The sequence below is a fragment of the Stenotrophomonas sp. 1337 genome (genome assembly GCF_031455455.1).
Classification (GTDB): Bacteria; Pseudomonadota; Gammaproteobacteria; order Xanthomonadales; family Xanthomonadaceae; genus Stenotrophomonas; species Stenotrophomonas indicatrix.
The window spans coordinates 315,768-338,958 of record NZ_JAVDSR010000002.1; the positions used below are offsets into that span (position 1 = coordinate 315,768).

Annotated in this window: 20 protein-coding genes, 1 pseudogene and 1 riboswitch; of the genes and pseudogenes, 13 read left to right on the plus strand and 8 right to left on the minus strand. The window is 66.9% G+C overall.

The genetic code is table 11. From position 1 onward, the window contains the following. The first annotated feature begins 189 nt into the window (after positions 1-189). Positions 190-708: a c-type cytochrome gene (locus tag J2X70_RS05330; RefSeq protein WP_025875793.1), complete on the plus strand. Its 519-nt coding sequence runs from the start codon at positions 190-192 to the stop codon at positions 706-708. A gap of 229 nt (positions 709-937) precedes the next feature. Further along, positions 938-2,377, plus strand: coding sequence for an ExeM/NucH family extracellular endonuclease (locus tag J2X70_RS05335; RefSeq protein WP_309909301.1), 1,440 nt, complete (start codon positions 938-940; stop codon positions 2,375-2,377). A 53-nt stretch (positions 2,378-2,430) separates the two neighbouring features. On the opposite strand, the gene J2X70_RS05340 is transcribed toward J2X70_RS05335, so the two are convergent. Continuing rightward, the gene (locus tag J2X70_RS05340; protein ID WP_059064010.1) at positions 2,431-3,291 is read right to left on the minus strand and encodes a hypothetical protein; all 861 of its coding nucleotides are present in this window, start codon (positions 3,289-3,291) and stop codon (positions 2,431-2,433) included. 43 nt (positions 3,292-3,334) lie between these two features. Here J2X70_RS05340 and J2X70_RS05345 point away from each other — a divergent pair, with 43 nt between their 5' ends. From J2X70_RS05345 to J2X70_RS05370, 6 genes and pseudogenes are all read left to right on the plus strand, one after another. Next, complete coding sequence (locus J2X70_RS05345) at positions 3,335-4,006, plus strand: alpha/beta fold hydrolase (RefSeq protein WP_223483419.1); 672 nt, start codon at positions 3,335-3,337, stop codon at positions 4,004-4,006. Beyond that, on the plus strand, positions 4,003-5,103 hold the full coding sequence (gene zapE, locus J2X70_RS05350; protein ID WP_099844649.1) for a cell division protein ZapE: 1,101 nt from the start codon (positions 4,003-4,005) through the stop codon (positions 5,101-5,103). The genes J2X70_RS05345 and zapE overlap by 4 nt, the downstream gene beginning before the upstream one ends. Positions 5,104-5,691: 588 nt before the next feature. Beyond that, the gene (locus J2X70_RS05355) at positions 5,692-8,103 is read left to right on the plus strand and encodes a ribonucleoside-diphosphate reductase subunit alpha (RefSeq protein WP_223483420.1); all 2,412 of its coding nucleotides are present in this window, start codon (positions 5,692-5,694) and stop codon (positions 8,101-8,103) included. A gap of 127 nt (positions 8,104-8,230) precedes the next feature. Then, positions 8,231-9,250: a ribonucleotide-diphosphate reductase subunit beta gene (locus J2X70_RS05360; RefSeq protein ID WP_025875781.1), complete on the plus strand. Its 1,020-nt coding sequence runs from the start codon at positions 8,231-8,233 to the stop codon at positions 9,248-9,250. Between the two features lie 311 nt (positions 9,251-9,561). After that, entirely contained in the window at positions 9,562-10,161 is a 600-nt protein-coding gene (locus J2X70_RS05365) for a hypothetical protein (RefSeq protein WP_154231500.1), read from the plus strand. 80 nt (positions 10,162-10,241) lie between these two features. Then, positions 10,242-10,472 (plus strand): annotated as a pseudogene (locus tag J2X70_RS05370) (XVIPCD domain-containing protein); the annotation flags it as partial. A gap of 125 nt (positions 10,473-10,597) precedes the next feature. Here the strand turns inward: J2X70_RS05370 and J2X70_RS05375 are convergent. Beyond that, positions 10,598-11,233, minus strand: a complete 636-nt coding sequence (locus J2X70_RS05375; RefSeq protein ID WP_033832763.1) for a LysE family translocator — start codon at positions 11,231-11,233, stop codon at positions 10,598-10,600. Positions 11,234-11,325: 92 nt separating this feature from the next. Between J2X70_RS05375 and J2X70_RS05380 the strand changes: the two genes are divergently transcribed. From J2X70_RS05380 to J2X70_RS05390, 3 genes are all read left to right on the plus strand, one after another. After that, positions 11,326-11,736: an acyl-CoA thioesterase gene (locus J2X70_RS05380; RefSeq protein WP_025875773.1), complete on the plus strand. Its 411-nt coding sequence runs from the start codon at positions 11,326-11,328 to the stop codon at positions 11,734-11,736. Positions 11,737-11,779: 43 nt separating this feature from the next. Then, positions 11,780-12,586: an NAD-dependent protein deacetylase gene (locus J2X70_RS05385; RefSeq protein WP_025875771.1), complete on the plus strand. Its 807-nt coding sequence runs from the start codon at positions 11,780-11,782 to the stop codon at positions 12,584-12,586. A 166-nt stretch (positions 12,587-12,752) separates the two neighbouring features. After that, positions 12,753-13,856: an NADH:flavin oxidoreductase/NADH oxidase gene (locus J2X70_RS05390; RefSeq protein ID WP_105163262.1), complete on the plus strand. Its 1,104-nt coding sequence runs from the start codon at positions 12,753-12,755 to the stop codon at positions 13,854-13,856. 3 nt (positions 13,857-13,859) lie between these two features. Here the strand turns inward: J2X70_RS05390 and J2X70_RS05395 are convergent, their stop codons facing one another. Beyond that, a complete protein-coding gene (locus tag J2X70_RS05395) occupies positions 13,860-14,771 on the minus strand; it encodes a LysR family transcriptional regulator (protein ID WP_025875767.1) in 912 nt (303 codons plus the stop codon). 113 nt (positions 14,772-14,884) lie between these two features. On the opposite strand from J2X70_RS05395, the gene purU reads away from it, so the two are divergent. Next, positions 14,885-15,736: a formyltetrahydrofolate deformylase gene (gene purU, locus J2X70_RS05400; protein WP_093820901.1), complete on the plus strand. Its 852-nt coding sequence runs from the start codon at positions 14,885-14,887 to the stop codon at positions 15,734-15,736. On the opposite strand, the gene J2X70_RS05405 is transcribed toward purU, so the two are convergent. The 3 genes from J2X70_RS05405 to J2X70_RS05415 form a co-directional block, all read right to left on the minus strand. Then, on the minus strand, positions 15,729-16,448 hold the full coding sequence (locus tag J2X70_RS05405) for an NYN domain-containing protein (RefSeq protein WP_309909312.1): 720 nt from the start codon (positions 16,446-16,448) through the stop codon (positions 15,729-15,731). The genes purU and J2X70_RS05405 overlap by 8 nt on opposite strands. Positions 16,449-16,593: 145 nt before the next feature. After that, positions 16,594-17,220 carry a bifunctional nicotinamidase/pyrazinamidase gene (gene pncA / locus J2X70_RS05410; RefSeq protein ID WP_309909314.1) on the minus strand — a complete coding sequence of 209 codons (627 nt, stop codon included), beginning with the start codon at positions 17,218-17,220 and terminating at the stop codon, positions 16,594-16,596. 57 nt (positions 17,221-17,277) lie between these two features. Then, positions 17,278-17,949, minus strand: coding sequence for an epoxyqueuosine reductase QueH (locus J2X70_RS05415; RefSeq protein WP_309909315.1), 672 nt, complete (start codon positions 17,947-17,949; stop codon positions 17,278-17,280). 140 nt (positions 17,950-18,089) lie between these two features. Continuing rightward, positions 18,090-18,307, minus strand: a riboswitch (cobalamin riboswitch). Positions 18,308-18,461: 154 nt separating this feature from the next. Here J2X70_RS05415 and J2X70_RS05420 point away from each other — a divergent pair. After that, entirely contained in the window at positions 18,462-20,312 is a 1,851-nt protein-coding gene (locus J2X70_RS05420) for a patatin-like phospholipase family protein (RefSeq protein ID WP_309909317.1), read from the plus strand. Between the two features lie 49 nt (positions 20,313-20,361). On the opposite strand, the gene J2X70_RS05425 is transcribed toward J2X70_RS05420, so the two are convergent. Further along, positions 20,362-21,315 (minus strand): DUF1028 domain-containing protein, encoded by a 954-nt coding sequence (locus J2X70_RS05425; RefSeq protein WP_309909319.1) that lies wholly within the window; start codon positions 21,313-21,315, stop codon positions 20,362-20,364. A gap of 404 nt (positions 21,316-21,719) precedes the next feature. Then, positions 21,720-23,114, minus strand: coding sequence for a short-chain fatty acyl-CoA regulator family protein (locus J2X70_RS05430; protein WP_309909320.1), 1,395 nt, complete (start codon positions 23,112-23,114; stop codon positions 21,720-21,722). Positions 23,115-23,191 lie beyond the last annotated feature (77 nt).

Here is a 23,191-nt window from a genome sequence, read left to right on the forward strand (position 1 = left end):
GCCGGGCGGCTTCTGCCGCGCTTCGCGCTCGCCGGGCGCGGTCCGGCGCCACCCGCACGCGGCCACGGCCGCATGCTGCGCCGCACCAGCCGTGATGCCTGTTGTCGTGCGTGGCGTGCGTTCTATACTCGGCCCATCACGCAGTCGCTCAGCCGTGGTCCAACGACTATCAGCCAGGGGTAACGAAGAGTGCGGAATTACGATCTGGAGTTCCTGAAACGCTTCTCCATGGTGATCGCGCTGTTGATGGCCATCACCCTCGGTCTGATCCTGCTGGCCGCGTTCATCCACACCCGGATTCCGCCCGAGGTGTCGCCCACCGCCGCCAAACGCACTGAACAGCGCATCTCGCCCACTGGCGCGGTATACGCCGGCAGCACCGGCGCCGCCGCGCAGGCCGCGGCCAAGGCCGCAGCGCTGGCCAAGGCCGCCTCGCAGGTGGCCTACGGCGGTACCAAGGACGGCAAGGTGATCTTCGACAACCTGTGCACCGCCTGCCATACCACCGGCGTGGGCATGGCGCCGACGCTGGACCACTCGCACTGGGACAAGCGCCTGGCGCAGGGCAAGGACACCCTCTACAAGCACGCCATCGAGGGCTACACCGGCCCCGACGGCGGCATCATGCCGCCCAAGGGCGGCAACCCGGCGCTCACCGAGGAGCAGATCCACGCCACCGTGGACTGGATGCTGGGCAATCTGAAATAGCGGACGCCGCCGCGTCCGCTGGTAGTGCCGGCCGCTGGCCGGCAGCCTCATGATCTTTGGTAGTGCCGGCCGCTGGCCGGCAACCACGCATCGCATGAAGGTCATGAGGTTGCCGGCCAGCGGCCGGCACTACCCCGGCTTTGCCCACCAAGGCCGGAACCCCGCTGCGCAGGCGGGGTTTCGCATTTCGGGGTTAGTCTGTGCGCCTCTTCCGTGGAGTCGTCTGTCGATGCGTCGCCGTTCCCTCGCCCTTGCCCTGTCCCTGCTGATGCCGGCATCCGCTTTCGCCCAGGCCCAGCCACAGGTTGCGCCGACCTCGGCGCCTGCGCCACGCAGCCCAGCCACCGTCACCCTGGCCGCCGCGCCGGCCGACTGGCGTGCACTGGATGGACAGCACGTGCGCATCGCCGCGCCGCTCACCCTGGCCGGCACCGATGGCCTGGAACGCTTCGGCCAGCTCACCGTCGCCTTCGATGGCCGCCTGTGGCAGCCGACCGAAGTGGCCGCGCCCGGCAGTGCCGGGATCGAACAGGTGATGGCCGACAACCAGCGCCGCCGCCTGCTGCTGGACGATGGCAGCGATGTGCGTGATCCGGCCAGCGTCGCCTACCTGCCGGGCAACCCGGTGCTGCGTACCGGCATGCAGCTGCGCAACGTGGAAGGCACCGTGCGCGTGGACGCGCAGGGCCGGCCCAGCCTGCAGGTGGATGGTGTACTGAAGCTGCCGGACCTGCAGCGCCCGGCCGTGCCGAGCGTGCCCGGCCGCCTGCACATCGCTGCGTTCAACCTGGAGAATTTCTTCAATGGTGACGGCAAGGGCGGTGGGTTCCCGACCCTGCGCGGCGCGCGCACGCTGGACGAGCACAAGGCGCAGGTCGGCAAGCTGGTCGCCACCGTCAACGCGCTGGGCGCCGACATCGCCGCGCTGATGGAACTGGAGAACGACGGTTACGGCCCGCAGTCGGCCATCGCCGAACTGGTGGATGCGCTCAATGCCGGCCTCGCCGCAGACAGACAGTGGGCGTTCGTCGATGCCGGCCAAGGCCCCGGCAGCAATCCGATCCGCGTCGGCATCATCTACCGCAAGAGCGAATTCAAGCCGCTCGGCACGCCGCTGACCAAGCTCGACGGCCCCTTCGTCGAACACAGCCGTGCGCCGCTGGCACAGGCCTTCCAGGGCAAGGGCGGGCCGTTCATGGTGGTTGCCAACCACTTCAAGTCCAAGGGCTGCCGCGATGCCAGCGGCGCCGACGCCGACCGCAATGACGGGCAGGGCTGCTGGAACGCCACCCGCGTGGAATCGGCCAGGCAGCTCAACACCTGGGTGCAGGCCGAAGCCGCGCGCCTGAAGGTGAAGGACGTGGTGCTGATGGGCGATTTCAACGCCTACGCCATGGAAGATCCGATCCGCACCCTGCACGACCTCGGCTGGCAGGATGCCTTCAAGGTGGCCAAGGTCGAACGGCCCTACAGCTACGTCTACAACGGCTACACCGGCCGCCTCGATCATGCGCTGCTCAGCCCGACCATGGCCAAGCGCCTCGCCGGCGCCGCCGAGTGGCACAGCAATGCCGACGAGCAGGACGCCAGCGGTTACCAGGGCCGCAACGTGCAGGGCCCGTGGCGCAGCTCCGACCACGACCCGCTGCTGCTGGGCTTCGACAAGTAAGCCCTCGCCGGGGTCAGAGCCCATCCCGCAGGAATGGGCTCTGACCCCGGGCATCACTTACCCCAGGCGATCAACCCGATCGCCAGTACCGCCAGCGCCAGTCCGGCCCGGTTCCAGCGCGTAGTCGCCTCGCCGAAGGCGAATACACCCACCAGCGCACCCAGCACCACCACACCGATGTTCATGCCGGCGAACACGGTGGCCGGGCTGTCCGGCATCGACTGGTGCGCATGCACATAGAAAAGAATGTTGCCGCCGTTGAGCAGGCCCAGCAGTGCACCCGCACCCAGGTTGCGCCAGGCCAGGCGGCTGCGCCCACTGAAATGCCGCCACAACTGCAGCGCCAGCATCAGCACGAAGGCCACGCTGAAACTGGCCAGCACCGCCGCCATCGACGGCGTGCCCGACAGCGCCACCTGCTTGAGCAGCACGTCGACCACCGCGAACCCGGCCCACACACCCAGCAGCCAGCCCCAGCCGCCGGCGGAAGCGGCCACTGCCGGGGCGCGCGGACGCAGGCTGATGGCCACCATCGCCAGCAGGCCCAGGCCCAGCCCCACCAGCTTCCACGTACTGGCGCTCTGGCCAAAGAACAGGAACGCCGCCGCCAGCGACAGCAGCAGCGACAACCGCTGCGCCACATCACTGCGGACGATGCCGGCCACCGCCACCGCGCGGCCCAGCACCAGGAAGATCGAGGGCAGCACCACCGCCAGCGCCAGCAATGACAGCCACGGTGCATGCGGTCCGCGCAGTGCGTCCAGTGGCGGCTGCAGCACCACCGCCGTCATCGTCGCGGCGACCAGATAGTTCCAGGTCACCATCTGCGCAACGTCCAGCTGGCGACGGCCAGCCAGCTTCAACAACACCGAAACCAGCACACTGCAGATCACGGCCAGGGACAGGTAGAGCATGGGGCGGGCACAGGGCAGCGGCGGGGGACGCTATCATGGTGCCATGCACACGCCCTCGTTCCCCGTCGCCCCCGGCGAAACCGCCTGCATTGCACTGGAGGGCCCGGTTGGCCCGCTGGAAGTGCTCGTCGACCTGCCCAAGGCCGATGTGCCGGTGCAGCCGATCGTGGCCATCGTCTGCCATCCGCTGTCCACCGAAGGCGGCACCCTGCACAACAAGGTGGTCACCATGACCGCCACCACCCTGCGCGAGCTGGGCATTGCCACGGTGCGCTTCAACTTCCGCAGCGTCGGCGGCTCTGCCGGTGAATTCGACCATGGCGTGGGCGAGCAGGAGGACCTCAAGGCCGTCACCGCCTGGGTCCGCCAGCAGCGCCCGGACGACCGCCTGTGGCTGGCCGGTTTCAGCTTCGGCGCATTCGTTTCGCTGAAGGCTGCCGCCGAGCTGCAGCCCGAAGCGCTGATCTCGATCGCGCCGCCGGCGGGCCGTTGGGACTTCGATGGCATCGCGCCGCCGGCCCGCTGGCTGGTGATCCAGGGCGAGCAGGATGAAATCGTCGACCCGCAGGCCGTGTACCAGTGGCTGGACACCCTCGATGCCCCGCATGAACTGGTGCGCATGCCCGAAACCAGCCACTTCTTCCACCGCAAGCTGATCGACCTGCGCGGCGCGCTCACCCACGGCGTCAAGCATTGGCTGGGCACGGCGGCATGAGCGAGGCGGAACTGACCCCGACGCAGCGCTACGCGGCCGGGGTGGAACGCGGCGATTGGCAGAACGACCCGGCCCAGCATGCGGCCCTGGCCGAGCTGGACCGGATCCATCTGGCCCTGGTGGACAGCGCCGAGGACGGCTGGCTGGACCGCCTGTCCTCGTTCTGGAAGAAACCCGAGCCGGTCAAGGGCCTGTACTTCTGGGGCGGCGTCGGCCGCGGCAAGACCTTCCTGGTCGACCTGTTCTACGACGGCCTGCCGATCAAGCAGAAGTACCGCACCCACTTCCATCGGTTCATGCGCAACGTCCACGAGCGCCTGCGCGAGCACCAGGGCCAGAGCGATCCGCTGGCGAAGATCGCCCAGGAATGGCGCAGCAACCTGCGCGTGCTGGTGCTGGACGAATTCTTCGTCACCGACATCGGCGATGCCATGCTGCTGGCGCGCCTGCTGGAGCGGATGTTCGCCGAGGGCGTGACCCTGGTCACCACCTCCAACACGGCGGTGGAAAACCTGTACCTCAACGGCCTGCAGCGCGAGAGCTTCATGCCGGCCATCGGCCTGCTGCAGCGCTACTGCGTGGAGCTTTACGCCGAAGGCACCGAGGACTACCGCATGCGCGCGCTGACCCGTTCGCCGGTGTACCGCGCGCCGCTGGCCGCCGACAGTGACACCTGGCTGGCCACGCGCTGGGGCGAGTTGAGCGGTGGCCAGCCGGCCAAGGCGGGCAACATCGAAATCGAGAGCCGCAAGATTCCGGTGCGCGCGCGCGGCAAGAGCATTGCCTGGTTCGACTTCGCCGCCCTGTGCGAAGGCCCGCGCGGGCCGTCGGACTACATCGAGATCGCGCACGAGTTCAACACCGTGCTGCTGGGGGGCATTCCGGCCTTCGATCGCCTGAACGAGGATGCCGCGCGCCGCTTCGTCAATCTGATCGACGAACTGTACGACCGCCACGTCAACCTGGTCTGCACCGCCAGCACCTCGCCGGTCGAGCTGTACACCGGTACCCGGCTGCAGGGCGCGTTCGAGCGTACGGCCTCGCGCCTGATCGAAATGCAGAGCGCCGAGTACCTGGGTACCCCGCACCGGGCGTGACAACCGGGGCGGATGCCGGCCGGCATCCGCCCGATGCTTCCGCAGGTCATGGGCTGCCGGCCAGCGGCCGGCACTACCTGATGCCGCCCCGTCCACCGGCTGCCCACTGTCTGCCCACCACCTATCCACAGACTTGTCCCTCGCCTGCGTGGTCCTGTCATGTGAAGCTGTCATCGTTCCGCTGGTGGGGCGCTGATTGCCACCGCGATGACGTGTTTCGGGCTTGACTGCGCAGCCCGTTCCAGCAGGTCCAAAGCGTCCAAACCGGGCGCCGATGGCACGATCCTTGCGGCGCAAGGGATTGCCGAATTTCACTACATTTGGCGTTGACGGACCCAACTACCCCCACTATCTTGTGGCTGTCGGTTGTGGGGACCCCAAGCCGCCGGGTCCATGGAATGGATCGCCGGACCCTCCGGTGATACGCCCTCCATGCCCGCAGCGGCACCGGTCAGCACTGCCAGCGGCAGCCACAGGCGCAGGGTCTCAATTCCTGCGACACCGGTCTGCCACCCTGGGCTGTCATGTCCCGGGCCGCGTCACCCGATGCTCCGAGCCACCATCCATCACGCCAAGAGGACACACGCCGTGACCACCGAGACCAGCGCCACCATCGAGAAGGAAAGCGAATTCCTGTTGACGTCGCCGCCGACGTCCAACGCGATGAGTGTGACCAAGCGCAATGGCACGACCGAGCTGGTGGATCTGAACAAGATCGTCCGCGCGGTGCAGCGTTCCTCCGAGGGCCTGCACGCCGTCGATCCGATGCGTGTGGCCACCCGCACCATTTCCGGCCTGTACAACGGCGCCACCACCCAGGAGCTGGACGAACTGTCCATCCGCACCGCGGCGCTGCTGATCGGCGAAGAACCCGAATACGGCCGCTTGGCCGCGCGCCTGCTGGCCAACTTCATCGCCAAGGAAGTGTCCAACCAGGAAATCCACGCGTTCTCGCAGTCGGTGGGTCGTGGCCACGAAGTGGGCCTGATCAACGACCGCCTGCTGAACTTCGTGCAGACCAACGCACGCAAGCTCAACGATGCCATCGACAGCTCGCTGGACCTGAACTTCGATTACTTCGGCCTGCGTACCCTGTACGACCGCTACCTGCTGCGCCACCCGCACACCCGCAAGGTGATCGAGACCCCGCAGCAGTTCTTCCTGCGCATCGCCAGCGCGCTGAGCGAGGATGTGCCGGAAACCCTGGCGCTGTACAAGCGCATGGGCAACCTGGACTACCTGCCGTCCAGCCCGACCCTGTTCAACTCCGGCACCACCCACGAGCAGCTGTCCTCGTGCTTCCTGCTGGACTCGCCGCAGGATTCGCTGGAATCGATCTACTCCAAGTACGGCGACATCGCCCAGCTGTCGAAGTTCTCCGGCGGCATCGGCGTCAGCTACACCCGCGTGCGTTCGCGTGGCTCGCTCATCAAGTCGACCAACGGCCATTCCAACGGCATCGTGCCGTGGCTGAAGACCATGGATTCGTCGGTGGCTGCGGTGAACCAGGGCGGCAAGCGCAAGGGCGCGGCCTGTGTGTACCTGGAAACCTGGCACGCCGACATCGAGGACTTCCTCGAGCTGCGTGACAACACCGGCGACGAATCGCGCCGTGCGCACAACCTGAACCTGGCCAACTGGATTCCGGACCTGTTCATGAAGCGTGTCGAGTCGGACCAGGAATGGTCGCTGTTCGATCCGCGCGTGGTGCCCGAGTTCACCGACCTGTTCGGCGAAGCCTTCGAGGCCGCCTACCTGCAGGCCGAAGCACAGGGCAAGGCCAACCGCACCATCTCCGCGCGCAAGCTGTACTCGCGGATGATGCGCACCCTGGCCGAGACCGGCAACGGCTGGATGACCTTCAAGGACAAGTGCAACCGCGCCAGCAACCAGACCCTGCGCGCCGGCAACGTGATCCACCTGTCCAACCTGTGCACCGAGATCCTGGAGGTCACCTCGGCTGAAGAAACCGCGGTGTGCAACCTGGGTTCGATCAACCTGGGCAACCACTTCGACGGCAACGGCGAGTTCGATTTCGACAAGCTGGCCGACACCGTGCGCCTGGCCGTGCGCCAGCTGGACCGCGTGATCGACCTGAACTTCTACCCGATCGAATCGGCGCGCCGCGGCAACCTGCGCTGGCGCCCGGTCGGCCTGGGCTGCATGGGCCTGCAGGACGTGTTCTTCCGCAAGCGCCTGCCGTTCGATGGCGCCGAAGCCCGCGCGCTGTCGAAGAAGATTGCCGAGACCATCTACTTCCACGCGCTGGAAACCTCGGTCGAACTGGCCCAGGAGCGCGGCAAGCACCCGTCCTTCGCCGACACCCGTGCGGCCAGCGGCGAGCTGCAGTTCGATGCCTGGAACGTGGTGCCGGAAGATGCCGCGCGCTGGGATGCCCTGCGTGAACGCATCAAGGAACACGGCCTGCGCAACTCGCTGATGATCGCGATCGCCCCGACCGCCACCATCGCCTCCATCGCCGGCTGCTACGAGTGCGTGGAACCGCAGGTGTCCAACCTGTTCAAGCGCGAGACCCTGTCCGGTGACTTCCTGCAGGTGAACCGCTATCTGGTGAACGAGCTGAAGAAGCTGGGCCACTGGACCCCGGAAATGCGCGATGCAATCAAGCTGGCCGACGGTTCGATCCAGGCCATCACCCAGATTCCGGAAACGCTGCGCCACGTCTACCGCACCGCATGGGAACTGCCGATGCGTTCGCTGATCGACATGGCCGCCGACCGTGGTGCCTTCATCGACCAGTCCGCCTCGCTCAACCTGTTCATGGAAAGCCCGAGCATCGGCGCGATGTCCTCCATGTACATGTACGCCTGGAAGCAGGGCATCAAGACCACCTACTACCTGCGTTCGCGTCCGGCCACCAAGATCGCCAAGACCACCGTCAGCCACACGGCCAGCGTTGCGCCGGAAAAGGTGTTCAGCCCGGAGGAGGCCATCGCCTGCTCGCTGGAGAACCCGGAAGCCTGCGAAGCCTGCCAGTAACACCGCGCGGTGGATTAACGCGCGGTGGGTGCCGACCGTTGGTCGGCACTGCTGCCCGACTACGGAAATACCAAGGTAGCGCCGGGCCATGCCCGGCGTTTTGACCCGAGAAGACAAGGAAACACCCATGGCCGACAAGCCCAAGCAGATGCTGCTCGATCCCGGTTTTGAACTGACCCTGCGCCCGATGCGCTACCCGCAGTTCTATGACATGTACCGGAATGCGATCAAGAACACCTGGACGGTGGAAGAGATCAACTTCCAGATCGACATCAGCGACCTGCACAGCAAGATGTCGCCGGGCGAGCGCCACCTGATCCACCGCCTGGTCGCCTTCTTCGCCACCGGCGATTCGATCGTGTCCAACAACCTGGTGCTGAACCTGTACCAGCACTTGAACGCACCCGAAGCGCGCATGTACCTGTCGCGCCAGCTGTATGAAGAAGCGCTGCACGTGCAGTTCTACCTGACCCTGCTGGACAACTACCTGCCGGATCCTGACGAGCGCGTCAAAGCCTTCGCCGCGGTGGAGAACATCGACTCGATCAAGAAGAAGGCCGATTTCTGCTTCAAGTGGATCGATTCGATCCAGGACCTGAAGCGCATCGAGACCCGCGAAGAGCGTCGCCAGTTCCTGCTCAACCAGATCTGCTTCGCGGCGTGCATCGAAGGCCTGTTCTTCTTCGCCGCCTTCGCCTACGTGTACTACTTCCGTTCGCGCGGCCTGCTCAACGGCCTGGCTTCGGGCACCAACTGGGTGTTCCGCGACGAAAGCGCGCACATGGAGTTCGCCTTCGAGTGCGTGGACGTGATCCGCGAGGAAGAGCCGGACCTGTTCGACGACAAGATGAAGCAGGATGTCTATGACATGCTGGCCGAGGCCATCGAGTGCGAAGTGCAGTTCGCCGAGGACGTGCTGTCCGGTGGCGTGGCAGGCATTTCCACCCGTGACATGCGCCAGTACCTGCAGCACTGCGCCGACAACCATTTCCATCGCCTGGGCATGGAGCGCAAGTACAACGTGCGCAACCCGCTGAGCTTCATGGAACTGCAGGACGTGCAGGAACTGACCAACTTCTTCGAACGCCGCGCCTCGGCCTACCAGGTGGGCGTGAAGGGCGAAGTCGCCTTCGACATGAACTTCTGATCGATCCAGTCAGGCCTGTCGCGAAAACCCCGGCCAACGCCGGGGTTTTTCGTTTTTACGGTAGCGCCGGGCCACGCCCGGCGAGCGCGCAGCGCGGAAGTTTTTTCATGGACGCATGCCCAAGCCCGAGCCGTTGCCACCGGGCGCGTGGATGATGGATTCACATGCCATTATCGCCAGCCTTGAAGACTGTGGATCGATTTACCGAGCCGACTTGCCACATCGGCGACTGAGTGCCCACGGCCAGTGACCTGCTTGACTCCGACGTCGTGCTAGATTCGCGAAAGTGGAACTCCCGCGAGAAGTACTTCATGGATGCATGGGTCGAGAAATGCGCCTCTTCATCAAAAGGTGGACTTCGGCGCCGCGCTTGGGTAGCAGGGTATCGCTGCCTCACAATCACTATTGCAGCGTTGGTACTGTCAGCGTGCTCGAGCGGCGCACCACCAGCCCTCTCGCATCATTTGAATCAAAGACAGTCCGTCAAATCAGGGAGTGAAACTGGTATTGAGCGATTCAATAGCGACATCGAGCGTTTGACCAGCGTGCGTTTTGATGATGTCGATGCATTGAATGAACAGCTTCACACGCACCTGGGAGAGCCGACTCGACAGGGCTTGAGGGACGAGCGGATCGCAGAACGCGGAAGGTTGGGTGACCTTGAGGTCCGGAACATCACGCTGAGAAGTCCTGCCGACGATCCTGCGCATGCGAACCTGATCTTTGAGGTCGTGCCACCGAGCATTGTGCTCAAGGAAATCATCTGGGAGGACTCCACCCTGTATCCACCTCACCCCGATGCGCCTGATTCCCGCCCTTACTGGTCCGTGCAGGTGAACAGTGCCACGGTCGTGCTCGGGCTCGCCTCTGACAACGTGACGCTGACCTACGTATCGATCAGGCAGCGCTGACCCCCTGTCATTGCGTTGCGGAGAGAGTTGGCACTTCCATCGACGACTCGCCGTCGCTGCATCGAGTTTCTTCTTCAACAGCTGAACTTGGTGATGCGGACCGTTCTCTCTACATGCAGATTAGGGCTGGTGTGGAACGCCTGGACGCCGAGCATTGGAAGCCGTGGGACGAGTCGAGCCAGCGGATGACCGCGAGCCTGTTGGTACTGGCGAAGGAGCAGGGGCTTTCGCGGGTTGACCATGTTGTGCTCAACAACCCGACAGAAAGCCTGGCTCGTGGGGACAGGGTCTTCATAGTGGAGGGGGCAGTGCAGACTTCATGGAGAAGCCTGTCATGTCCCCACGAGGCGTGAAGGTGGGGTAGGCGATGCCCGCTGTTCCCTTCCGCCAAGGCTGCAGGGGCGTCAGGTGAAAAAGGCGACGCTGTGCAGGGTCATCACCGCCGCCCATCCACCGCCATGCGCACGGCCAACCCGGCCAGCACCGTGCCCATGAACCACCGTTGCACCGCCTGCCAGGTGGGGCGGGCCGCCAGGAAGCCGGCGATGCTGCCGGCCATTATCGCGATCACCGCGTTCACGCTCACGCTGACCAGCAGCTGGGTGGAGCCCAGCACCAGCGACTGCATCAGCACGCTGCCCTCGCTGTCCGGGTGCAGGAACTGCGGCAGCAGGGACAGGTACATCACCGCGACCTTGGGGTTCAGCACGTTGGTCAGGAAACCCATCGCGAACAGCTTGCGTGGGCCGTCCACCGGCAGGTCACGCACCGCAAACGGCGAGCGGCCGCCGGGCTTCAGCGCCTGCCACGCCAGGTACAGCAGGTACAGCGCGCCGCCGATGCGCAGCGCATCGTAGGCGAACGGCACGGTCATCAGCAGCGCGGTGATGCCCAGCGCCGCGCACAGCATGTAGAACACGAAGCCCAGCGCCACCCCGCCCAGCGAGATCAGCCCGGCCATGCGGCCCTGGCAGATCGAGCGCGAGATCACGTAGATCATGTTCGGCCCGGGCGTCAGCACCATGGCCAGCGAGACAAGGGCGAAGGCCAGCAGGTCGGACGTGGCGGGCATGGTGGGTTCACGCAGTGGGGGTGCCGAAGTGTAGCGCCGCCTGCACACCACCTGCCTTAAAATCCGTCTCACCCCACACCCGAACCGCCCCCATGACCCCCATCCCCGAGACCGTGCCGCCGACCGAAGTGCGCATGGCCGAAATCGTCTTTCCCAACCACACCAACCACATGGGCACCCTGTTCGGTGGCCAGGCCTTGGCATGGATGGACAAGGCCGCCTTCCTCGCCGCCGCCCGCTATTCGCGCCGCACCGTGGTGACCGCGCGCAGCGACCAGGTCGATTTCAAGCTGCCGATCCGCATCGGCCAGATGGTGGAAACGATCGGCCGCATCGTCGAGGTCGGCCGCAGCTCGATGAAGGTCGAGGTGGAGCTGATCGCCGAGGACCTGCACAGCGGCGAGCGCAAGCTGTGCACCCGTGGCCACTTCGTGATGATCGCCCTGGGCGACGATGGCCACCCGGTGACCGTGCCGCAGCTGCCCGGCGCGCCGGCGGCCTGAGCCGATGCTTGCGGGGGCGCCGGTGCGCCCCCATCTGGCTGCCATGACCCCGCCGCTCACCGACTTCATCGACCGCGCCCAGCGCTTGTTCGTGCTGACCGGCGCCGGCTGCAGCACCGCCTCGGGCATCCCCGATTACCGCGATGCCGATGGCCAGTGGAAGCGCACGCCGCCGGTGACCTACCAGGCCTTCATGGGCGAGGCCGCCACCCGCCAGCGCTACTGGGCGCGCAGCCTGCTGGGCTGGCCGCGCTTCGGCCAGGCCCGGCCCAATGGCACCCACCAGGCGCTGGCCGCACTGGAGGACAGCGGCAAGCTGCAGGTGCTGCTGACCCAGAACGTGGATGGCCTGCACCAGCGCGCGGGCAGCCAGAACGTGATCGACCTGCATGGCCGCCTGGACCTGGTGCGCTGCATGGGCTGCGAACGCCGCAGCGAGCGTGAGGCGTTCCAGCAGCGGCTGCTGCAGGCCAACCCCGGCTGGGAATTGCTGCAGGCCGGTATCGCGCCGGACGGCGACGCCGATCTGGAAACCGACTTCTCCGCATTTGCGGTGCCCGACTGCCCGCACTGCGGTGGCCTGCTGAAGCCGGACGTAGTGTTCTTCGGCGAAAACGTGCCGCGTGAACGCGTGGCTGCGGTGCATGAGCACCTGCAGCAGGCGGATGCAGTACTGGTGGTGGGTTCCTCGCTGATGGTCTATTCCGGCTTCCGCTTCGTGCAGGCCGCGGCCAAGGCGGGTCTGCCGGTGGCCGCGCTGAACCGTGGCCGCACCCGTGCCGACGACCTGCTGCAGTTCAAGGACGAGCGCGACTGCGCCGAGGCGCTGGCCGGGTTCGTCATCGGGTAGCGCCGGGCCATGCCCGGCGGAAACGGGCTGCCGCGCTGTGCGCTCGCCGGGCGTGGCCCGGCGCTACCCACAACGCGCCCCCACGAAACAGCGATCCACCCACATGGTTGATCTATCGGCCGCACAGCGGTGCAATACGCACCCCCTTTGGTACACCCCCACTGCCGTGAGCCAGCTGTTTTCGCCGATCTCCTTCGGCCCCCTGACCCTGTCCAACCGCATCGTCGTCGCGCCGATGTGCCAGTACTCCGCCGAAGACGGCCGCGCCAGCGACTGGCACGCCATGCATCTGGGCAACCTGGCGCAGTCCGGCGCGGGCCTGTTGATCCTGGAGGCCACCGCGGTCGAAGCGCGCGGCCGCATCAGCTGGGCCGATCTGGGCCTGTGGGATGACGGCACCGAAGCGGCCCTGGCGCAGGTGCTGGCCAGCGTGCGCCGCTGGTCGCCGATGCCGCTGGGCGTGCAGCTGGGCCATGCGGGCCGCAAGGCGTCGGTGAATCGTCCCTGGGACGGCGGTGGCCAGCTGCCGGCCGATGATGCCCGCGGCTGGGCGACCGTGGCCCCCTCGCCGCTGCCGTTCCATGCCGCCGATCCGGCACCGCAGGAACTGGACGAGGCCGGTATCGCCGAAGTCGTTGCCGCTTTCGCCGCCAGTGCGGTGCGCGCCGAGCGCCTGGGCTTCGAGCTGATCGAGATCCACGCCGCGCACGGTTATCTGCTGCATCAGTTCCTGTCGCCGCTGAGCAACCGCCGCACCGATGGCTACGGTGGCTCGCTGCCGAACCGCCTGCGGATGCTGGTGGAAGTGTTCGACGCGGTGCGTGCCGCAGTGTCGGACAAGGTCGCCGTAGGCGTGCGCATCTCCGCCAGCGACTGGGTCGAGGGCGGCTGGGACATCGTGCAGAGCGAGGCGCTGGCACAGGTGCTGGACGCGCGCGGCTGCAATTTCCTGCATGTGTCCAGCGGCGGCCTGCACGAGCGCCAGAAGATCAGTGTCGGCCCGGGCTACCAGGTGCCGTTCGCGGCGGCGATCAAGGCCAAGAAGGTGCGCATGCCGGTGATCGCGGTGGGCATGATCACCGAGCCGGAGCAGGCCGAATCGATCCTGCGCCACAACCAGGCCGATGCCATCGCGTTGGCCCGCGGCATCCTGTACGACCCGCGCTGGCCGTGGCATGCCGCTGCTGCACTGGGCGACAGCGTGGTGCCGGCACCGCAGTACCTGCGCTGCGAACCGCGCGACGCACGCGGCGTGTTCAGCCCGCGCTGAGCACTACACCTGCCAGGCCGGCGGCAGGCCGGCCTGCAGGTGCTCGAACAGCGCGCGGATCTTGGCGGTGAAATCGCGGCGGTCGCTCACGCAGAAGTAGACGTCCATCGGTTCCGGCTGCCAGTCGGTGCCGCAACCGAACACGCATTGCAGGCGACCATCGCGCAGGTAGGGCTCGGCCACGAACGCCGCCAGCCGGGTGATGCCGGCACCGGCGGCGGCCAGCTCGGCCAGCGCGTCGATGTCATCGCAGACCATGCTCGGCGGCAGCGCGGCATCCACCCGCTCGCCGTCCTTCAGCAGGCCCCAGCGCAGTGGCCGGCCATCGGTGGGAAAGCGATGCAGCAGGCCGCGATGGGCGGCCAGCTGCGCCGGTTGCAGCGGCGTGCCGTGCGCCTGCAGGTACGCCGGCGAGGCGCAGAACACGAACGGGATGCGCGCCAGTGGACGTGCCACCAGCCCGTCCTCCAGCTGCGCGCCGATGCGGATGCTGGCATCCACCGCCTCGGCACCGTGCTGCACGGCGCGATCGGTCAGGCGCAGCTCCAGCTGCAGCTGCGGGTAGCGCTGCTGCAATGAGGGCAGCAGCGGTGCCAGCACGTGCCGGCCGAACGCGCTGCTGCTGGCGATGCGCAGGGGCCCGGCCGGCTCCACGTCGCCGGCGGTCACCATCGCCTGCGCGCGCGCCAGGTCGGCTTCGATATGCCGCACCTGCGCCAGGTACACCGTGCCGGCCTCGCTCAGCGCCAGCTGGCGCGTGCTGCGGTTCAGCAGGCGGACGCCCAGATGGGCTTCCAGCCGGTTGATGTTCTGGCCCACGGCGGTGGCGCTGATGCCAAGGGTGCGCGCCGCAGCGGCAATGCTGCCGGTCTCTGCGGTGCGGGTGAAGCTGCGGATGAGCTGCAACAGGTTCATGACCGACCAGCTTGCCATGCGGAAGGCCAAGTATCGCTTGGGTCTGTCCCAAGCAGTCGGTTGCATCGGTGACCATCGTGCACCGCGCAGCGGCGCTGGCCTACACTCCGGCGATGCGCCCCGATTCCATCCTCACTCTCTCCTGTCCCGACCGTACCGGCATCGTCTACCGCGTGTCGGGCCTGTTGTTCGACCACGGCTGCAACATCCTCGACGCCCAGCAGTTCGGCGATGAGGAGAGCGGTCGCTTCTTCCTGCGCGTGCACTTCGACCGCGATGCGGGCCTGCCGCTGGACACCGTGCACGCCGCGATGGCCGCACTGGCCGCAGACTTCGGCATGGACTGGCAGCTGCATGATGGCCGCCGCCGGCCGCGCCTGCTGGTGCTGGTCAGCAAGCAGGGCCATTGCCTGAACGACCTGCTGTTCCGTGCCCACAGCGGCCAGTTGAAGGTGGACATCGCTGCGGTGGCCTCCAACCATGCCGACTTCGCAGCACTGGCAGCGTCCTACCAGGTGCCGTTCCACCACCTGCCGGTGAACGCCGACACGCGCGCGGCGCAGGAACAGCAGATCATCGATCTGGTCGAGCGCGAGCGCATCGACCTGGTGGTGCTGGCGCGCTACATGCAGATTCTCTCGCCCACGCTGTGCCGTGCGCTGGCGGGCAGGGCGATCAACATCCACCACAGCTTCCTGCCCAGCTTCAAGGGCGCGCAGCCGTACCACCAGGCGCACGCGCGCGGGGTCAAGATCATCGGCGCCACCGCGCACTACGTCACCGAAGACCTGGACGAAGGCCCGATCATCGAACAGGACGTGGCCCGCGTGGACCACGCGATGACCCCGCGCGAGCTGGTACGGCTGGGCAGCGATACCGAATCGCAGGTGTTGGCGCGGGCGGTACGCCGGCATGTGGAGCACCGCATCCTGCTCAACGGGCACCGCACGGTGGTGTTCAGGTAACGCGGGCAGTGCCCGGGATGGAGCCCGGCAACCGCCCACGACGCGCCCGCTGCTGCTGGACTGGCCTGGGACAGGTGGAGCGCACGCCATCGATATGTTCCCTCAGCCCTTTGGGAATGGATGACCACATCGGATCCAATACAAAATCGACCCCTTCACGCCGGGCGAGCTTCGCGGCGGGCACGAAGTCGGCATCGCCGGCCATCAGGATGATCTGGCGGACCTGGCGCTTGAGGGCGAGTGAGGAAATGTCGATGCCGATGCGCATGTCCACGCCTTTCTGTCGCACATCCGGTTGCAGCTCATCGGCTTGAAGATCGCCGAAGGTCCGCTTGCCCTTGAGCAGGTCGTCGAAGGTTCGCGATCCGGTCGTCCACGAACTGAAGTCGGTGAGGTGGCCAAGACGCAGGGCGACCTTCCGCTTCTGCTTCAGCGCCTCGTGCAGGCTGGATCTGAACAGTGCTTCGTCGGATCGCGAGTAGTCGATGCACAGCCCCGAAATCGGGTTGTGCATCCTCTTGCACAGCGGCGGGCAACCGTAGAAGAAGATGCGATAGAGATCGCGTCGCTCGCCACTTGCATGCTTCAGATGGGCGAGGGCCCATCGGTGAGCGACCTCGGCGGCGCGTTGAGCGTTGTAGGCGTTGTGGGGCTCGATGCGGCGAAAGCGTTTGATGAAATAGCCGCCATCAATGAGAACTGCCGTCGGCATACCGTTGCCCTCCTGGCTTCGTCCAATGAAAAAGCCCTCGGTTCGGCCGTCCCGCGATCTGTTGGGGGGCGTACTTGGAGGGCTGGATGGGCTCGATTCTGCAGGGGGCGAATCAGGCGCACAAGCGGCAGAGGCGACACGCTGCCTACAGGATCGCGATCCTCGCCTTCGCCAGGGCTTCGCGCACCATGCCGTCATTGGCCTCGGTCACCGGCCGGGTCAGCTCCCACAGGAATTTCACCCGGAAACCCGACTTCACCGCGTCCTGCGCGCTCCACAGCACGCAGTAGTCGCGGGCCAGCCCGCACACGTGCACCTCGCGGATGCCGCGTTCGTGCAGCCAGCCGGCCAGCCCGGTGGCCGGGCGCGTGCCGTCCGGGCCGTGGTTCTCGCGGAAGGCACTGTAGGAATCCACCTGCTGGCGGCTGCCCTTGCGCAGGATCAGGTCGGCCACGGTCCAGTCCACGCCGGGGTGCAGGGCGGCGCCGGTGCCCCCCTGCACGCAGTGGTCCGGCCACAGGGTCTGCGGCTGTGCATGCAGCAGGATGGCTTCAAAAGGCAGATGGCCCGGGTGCTGGCTGGCGAAGGAGGCATGGTTGGCCGGGTGCCAGTCCTGGGTGGCCACCACGGTGCGGTAGCGGCGCTCGGCCAGCAGCGCGTTGATCGGTGCCACCAGCGCATCGCCCTGTTCGCAGGCGAGGGCGCCACCGGGCATGAAGTCCGGCTGCAGGTCGATCACCAGCAGGGCGACATCAGCGGGCAGGGCGGTCATGGCAGGTCCAGCACAACGGAAGATGGGCGGCCAGCGTGGCCGCCCATCGCGCGCACGTCAATCGCCGCTGGCGGTGTCGTTGTCCTGCCCGTAATACAGCAGGCCGATCCTGATGCGCTCGCGGCCGTTCTCGCGACGATGGCGGTTGGCATCGCGCAGCGAGTAGACGCAGCCACAGTACTCCTGCGGGTAGAACTGCTCGCGCTTGCTGATCTCGATCATGCGGCTGGCACCGCCGCCCTTGCGCCAGTTGTAGTCCCAGTACTGCAGGCCCTCGTAGCGCGAGGCGGCGCGCACACCACAGTCGTTGATCTGCGCCATGTTCTTCCAGCGCGAGATGCCCAGCGAGGAGCTGATGGTGTCGTAGCCGTGCTCGTGCGCGTACAGCGCGGTGCGCTCGAAGCGCATGTCGAAGCACATGGTGCAGCGGATGCCACGCTCGGGTTCGTTCTCCATGCCACGCGCACGGCTGAACCAGTTGTCGGTGTCGTAGTCGCAGTCGATGAAGGGGATGCCGTGCTGTTCGGCGAAGCGGATGTTCTCCTGCTTGCGCAGCTCGTACTCCTTCACCGGATGGATGTTGGGGTTGTAGAAGAAGATCGCGTAGTCGATCCCGGAGGCGGTGATCGCCTCCATCACTTCGCCCGAGCATGGCGCACAGCACGAGTGCAGCAACAGGCGCTGGCCGTTGTCGGGAAGGGTCAGGGTGGGGCGTTGGAGCTCGGTCATCGTCGGGTGCATCTGGGCGTGGGCAGCGGGTCTGGACGGAAACCGTGAACAGGACGCGCGCGGCCACATCGCCTGCACGCGCAGGACGACGACGGCCCCGGCAACCTCCCCGCGGAGATTCCAGGTCGAGTCAGGGGACGGTCGTGTCCCCCGGCCGGGGCCGGTATTCGGGCTGATGGACACGGGCCGGCTGGCCCACCTACTACCTGCCGCTTCCCAGGCGCGAGCCCAGTGCTGTTGGCAGGATTCGTTTCCATTCACCGCTGCGGGGCAGCTCCGGAATGGGCGCGCAAGGCGCCTTCACCGGATTCCCGTTTAAATCCCTGCCGCCATCGAAGCCACGGCAGGGATACCTTCGGCGTGCCCACGGTGGACGCGTTGGCGGCAATGGTCAAGGGTCGATGAAAACGCAGGGCTGTGGCGCGTTTCTCAGGCTGTGAGAGTGCCTCTTGCCATACTGGTCACCGACAGACGGGAGGTGGCTCGTGGCGGCGAAGTACTGCGATCTGGTCATGAAAGGCGGCATCACCAGCGGCATCGTGTATCCCAACGCGGTGCTCGCATTGGCTCGCGAATACCGTTTCAAGAGCATCGGCGGCACTTCGGCCGGTGCGATCGCCGCTGCCGTGGCCGCCGCTGCGGCATACGGCGACCGCCACCAGCAACGGGGCGAACAGCTGCCTGGCGACGCCGGCTATGGCGGCCTGTCGGCGGTGTCGGCGCAGCTGTCGCGGCGTGGATTCATCTACAGCCTGTTCCAGCCCGCCGCCGGCGCGCGCGCTGCGTATCGGTTGCTGGTGGTGCTGACCGGCAACGCCGGCTGGCCACGCAAGCTGCTGTGCCTGGCCATCGCGGTGTTCCAGATCGCGCCGCTGGAAGTGCTGGTGTCGTTGGCACTGCTGCTCGGCCTGGGCTGGTGGGGCGGTGGCTGGAGCGGCGTGGCGGCGACCCTGCTGCCGTCGCTGCTGTGTGCCTACGGCGCAGGCGTGGCCGCCGCTGCGCTGCGCGTGGCTCGGGTGGCGCGGCGCAACCTGCTGGGCCTGTGCAGCGGGCTTAGCCGGGATGCAGGCAAGCCGGCGCTGACCGAATGGCTGCATGAAAGCCTGCAGCAGCTGTCGGGCAAGCCGATGGATGCACCGCTGACCTTCGCCGATCTGCACGACGCGCCGCGCTATGCAGGCGAACCGGATAGCCCGCATGCGATCACCCTGCAGATGATCACCACCTGCGTATCGCACAACGAACCGCGCACGCTGCCGTTGGGCGGGGCGCAGTTCTGGTTCCTGCGCGAGGAGTTCGAGCAGCTGTTCCCGGCCAGTGTGGTGCAGTGGATGGTCGACCGTGCCGGCCCAGCGCGCGAGGTTGAAGGCCGCAACTACTACCATCTGCCGCAGGGCGCGTCGCTGCCGGTACTGGTGGCCACGCGCATGAGCCTCAGCTTCCCGCTGCTGATCAGCGCGGTGCCGCTGCATGAGCCCTCGCGTCGCGAACGTCGCTGCGAGCCGACGTCGACGGCTGCAGGAGAGGCCGGACACAACGTGGCCGACAGCATGGAAGGGCTGACCAGCGCGGGCCAGGGCTGTGGTCCGGTGATCACCGCGTTCCGGGTGTGCTGGTTCTCCGACGGCGGCATCAGCAGCAACTTCCCGATCCACCTGTTCGATGCCGCACTGCCGCGCTGGCCGACCTTCGCCATCAACCTGGTCTATCCGCAACGCCCCGAGCCGGTGGTGCGCGAGAGCGACAGCCGCCAGGCGCTGGAACGCGCGGTGTTCCTGCCTACCGAGAACCGGCATGGATGGCAACGGCACTACCAGTCCATCGCCACGCCGCTGGCGGCCGGTGAGCTGGGCCGCTTCCTGTTCGCGGTGGTGGCCACCATGCAGAACTGGCGCGACCTGCTGCAGGCGCGTGCGCCGGGGTATCGCGACCGCATCGTGCATGTGAGCCTGCAGGGCGACGAGGGTGGCATGAACCTGGACATGCCACAGGAGGTGCTGACCCGCATCGCCGACAAGGGCAGCCTCGCCGGTGCGCGCTTCTGTTCGTTCTCGTTCGAGAACCATTACTGGATTCGTTGGCGCAACCTGGCCTCGGCTTACCAGCGCTACACGCTGGAGATATCGCGCACCGATGATCCGGCGCAGCAGGTGCTGGCCTATCGCGCGGCCTATGCGATGGTGGCCACCGGCACGCCGCCACCGCCGTCGTACAAGCTGGGTTCGGAAGACAAGCGGCTGGCGTCGCAGCAGCTGTGGGGGCTGATGGTGGAACAGGGCCGCAGCTGGGATGACCTTGGCCCCGACCTCACCGACGGCTCGCCACGGCCGTTGCCACAGATGAAGGTGACGCCGATCTATTGATCGCGGTGCGCCGCTGCGCTCGCCGGGCATGGCCCGGCGCTACCGTTGGCTATCGCCACGCCTCGACCACTGCATCGCCGCGCAATGGCGCATACAACGGCAAGGCCAATTCCTGCTTCACCCATCCCGGGTTGAGCGCGCGCAATCCCGCCAGGTACTCGCGGGCCAATGCGGTTTCATCGTGCGATATCGCCAGCCGCGCCGCGCGTGCCCATGTCCGGTCCCAACCATGCGCCAGCGCCAGCGAGGTGGCCAGCGACGCACGTGCGCCGGCCACGTCGCCCTGTTCCCACTGCTGTTCGGCGCGGATGATCGCTTCATTCGAAAGCCGCATGTCGTACAGCTCGCGCAGGCGCGCCACGGCACGCGGATCGGCATCCACGCGCAGGTCGGTGTCCTGCCAGTCGCCGCCAGGCGTGCGCACCAGCAATGCCGCCGACCATTGCCCGCTGCGTTGTCCACCCGCCGCTTGTCCCGCTTCCAGCGCTGCCAGCAGGCGCGCGGCAAGCGCACCGTGGGTGGTCGTAAACGCGCGTTGCATCGCCGCCAGCACGTCCGGCCCGGCCAGTCCGTTGCCTTGCACGCTCACCTTGCCCTCGCCAACGGCACCGGCCCAATCGGCCCGCTGTGCAGTGGCGCCGGTGTACTGCGCGTTGCCGCCTCGCGCACTGACCAGCCCGACCTGGCGCTCGGCGATGGTGGTGCCATCGAAGTCGCCATCCTCGTCCAGCAACTGCTTGAGCACCTGCGCCGGGGTGCGACCTTCGGCCAGCAGCGCCAGCCCCTTCGAGCCGTAGGTCGGGTTGGTTTCGAACTGGCTGGCGACCGCGCCGACCTTCGCCTGCGCCCACGGCACGCCGACACCGCCGACGGCGAGATTGTGCGTGGCGACAGCCACACCGCAGTCACCGGCTTCGTTGCAGGCGGCAATGGAAAAGGTCGCCCATGCCGGTGCAGCGACAGCAGCGAGCAGCAAGGCCAGGCAGGGGCGCAGCATGAACATGGTCGTCTCCGGTGAAGGCGTTGAACTGGGATGCAACGGACGCGCGGAAGGTTTAGTAGATCCACGCCATGCGTGGATGAATCCCCATCGAAATCGAATATTTCGACAATTCGTCGAAGAGCATCCACGCATGGCGTGGATCTACCGTGTCGACCAAGGTCGACACCCACCAAAAGCAGGTCATGCCATTCCGGCAGATCGCTGAGGTCTGTCGAAGGCGGGGTGGGTCCGATTGCGGGGGTGTCCGCGGCATGGATGCCGCGGCCAAGCCCCCATGGACGGGTTTACGGCGTCCCCCGCAACCGGACCCACCCCGCCATCCCAGGTATAGCCAGCTTTTGACGTTGACGTTGACGTTGACGTTGCCTCCGCAGGTGCAGGGCGCAGCCCTGCCGGACCGCCCCCTATCGCCCCGGCAACTGGGTAAACGCGCGCTGCATGCAGTCCTCGCGCGGGCACACCCGGCAACCCGGCCCGATCGACACCGAATTGCCCGGGCTCTGCACGTCCAGCCCCAGCGAATACACCAGCCGATCCGCATGCTGCAGGTCACACCCCAGTGCCACCGCGAAGGTCTTGCGTGGCTGGCCGTGGCCGACCGGGCCGCTGCTGACCTGCCGTGCCAGCCAGAAATGGCGGCGGCCATCGGGCATGCGCGCGGTCTGGGTGAGGATGCGCCCGGGCTGGTTGAACGCCTCATAGACGATCCACAAAGGGCAGGAACCGCCCACCTGCGAGAAATGGAAGTCGGTGGCCGAGTGGCGCTTGGACACGTTGCCGGCGCGGTCCACGCGGATGAAGAAGAACGGCAGCCCCGGCGCACTGCGGCGTGCCAGCGTACTCAACCGATGGCAGACCGCCTCGAATCCCACACCGAACTGATGCGCCAGCAGCTCGATGTCATAACCGCTGGCCTCGGCCGCGCGCAGGAAACGCATGTACGGCATCACCAGCGCACCGGCGAAATAGTTGGACAGGCCGATACGCGCCTGTGCGATGCGGGCCTCGTCGGTGAAGCCGGTGCGCGCGATCACCGCATCGATCTGCGGCAGGTAGCCGCGCAGCGCCAGCTCGACCGCCATCTGGAACGCCTGCTGGCCCGGCTCCAGGTAGTCGGGCAGCCACAGCGTACGGCTGCCGGCATCGTACTGGCGCTTCTCGCGCCCGGCCTGCAGCGCGGCCACTTCCACCAGCACCCCATGGCGGTCGGCCAGCAGCTGGCGCAGCCGTGGCGCCACGTGCCCCGGCGCCAGCCCCCATTCGGCGAACAACTGCTCGGCCAGTTCGTCCAGCTCGGGGATGTGGTTGTGCATGCGGTTGAAGAACTCGCGCACCTGGTCGCCGGCCGGCAACGTGCTGCCCGCGCCCGGCTCGCCCAGTTGGAACTCCAGCGCGGCGGCATGCTCGCGCAATGCCAGGTGGCGGCGATGCAGGTCCAGCAGCGCGCGGCTGACCTGCGGCAGGTTGCCGGCCAGCGCGCGCAGTTCGGTGGCGCTGACGTCGGCCAGGCCCAGATCGCGCAGGGTCTCGCCCAGCGACTCCTGCAGCGCGGCGGGCTCATCGTCGTCGAACAGGGTGGAAACATCGCCCAACACCTCGCCCAGCTTCTTCTGCACCGCAGGCGTCAGCGGGCGCTTGTTGCGCTCGATCTGGTTCAGGTAGCTGGCCGACAGCCCCAGGGCGCGGGCAAGGTCGGCCTGGCTGTAGCCGCGCTGCTCGCGCAGGCGCAGCAGACGCAGGCCGAGCTGGCGCTGGGGGGCTGAATAATTCACAGGATTAACAGGAACCGTGGCGGGCATTGGCCAGATTAAGCGGATTCAGGCCGGAAATCGAGGCGTGGCCTGTGAATAATGCCAAGCATCTTTCGCACCCCGTG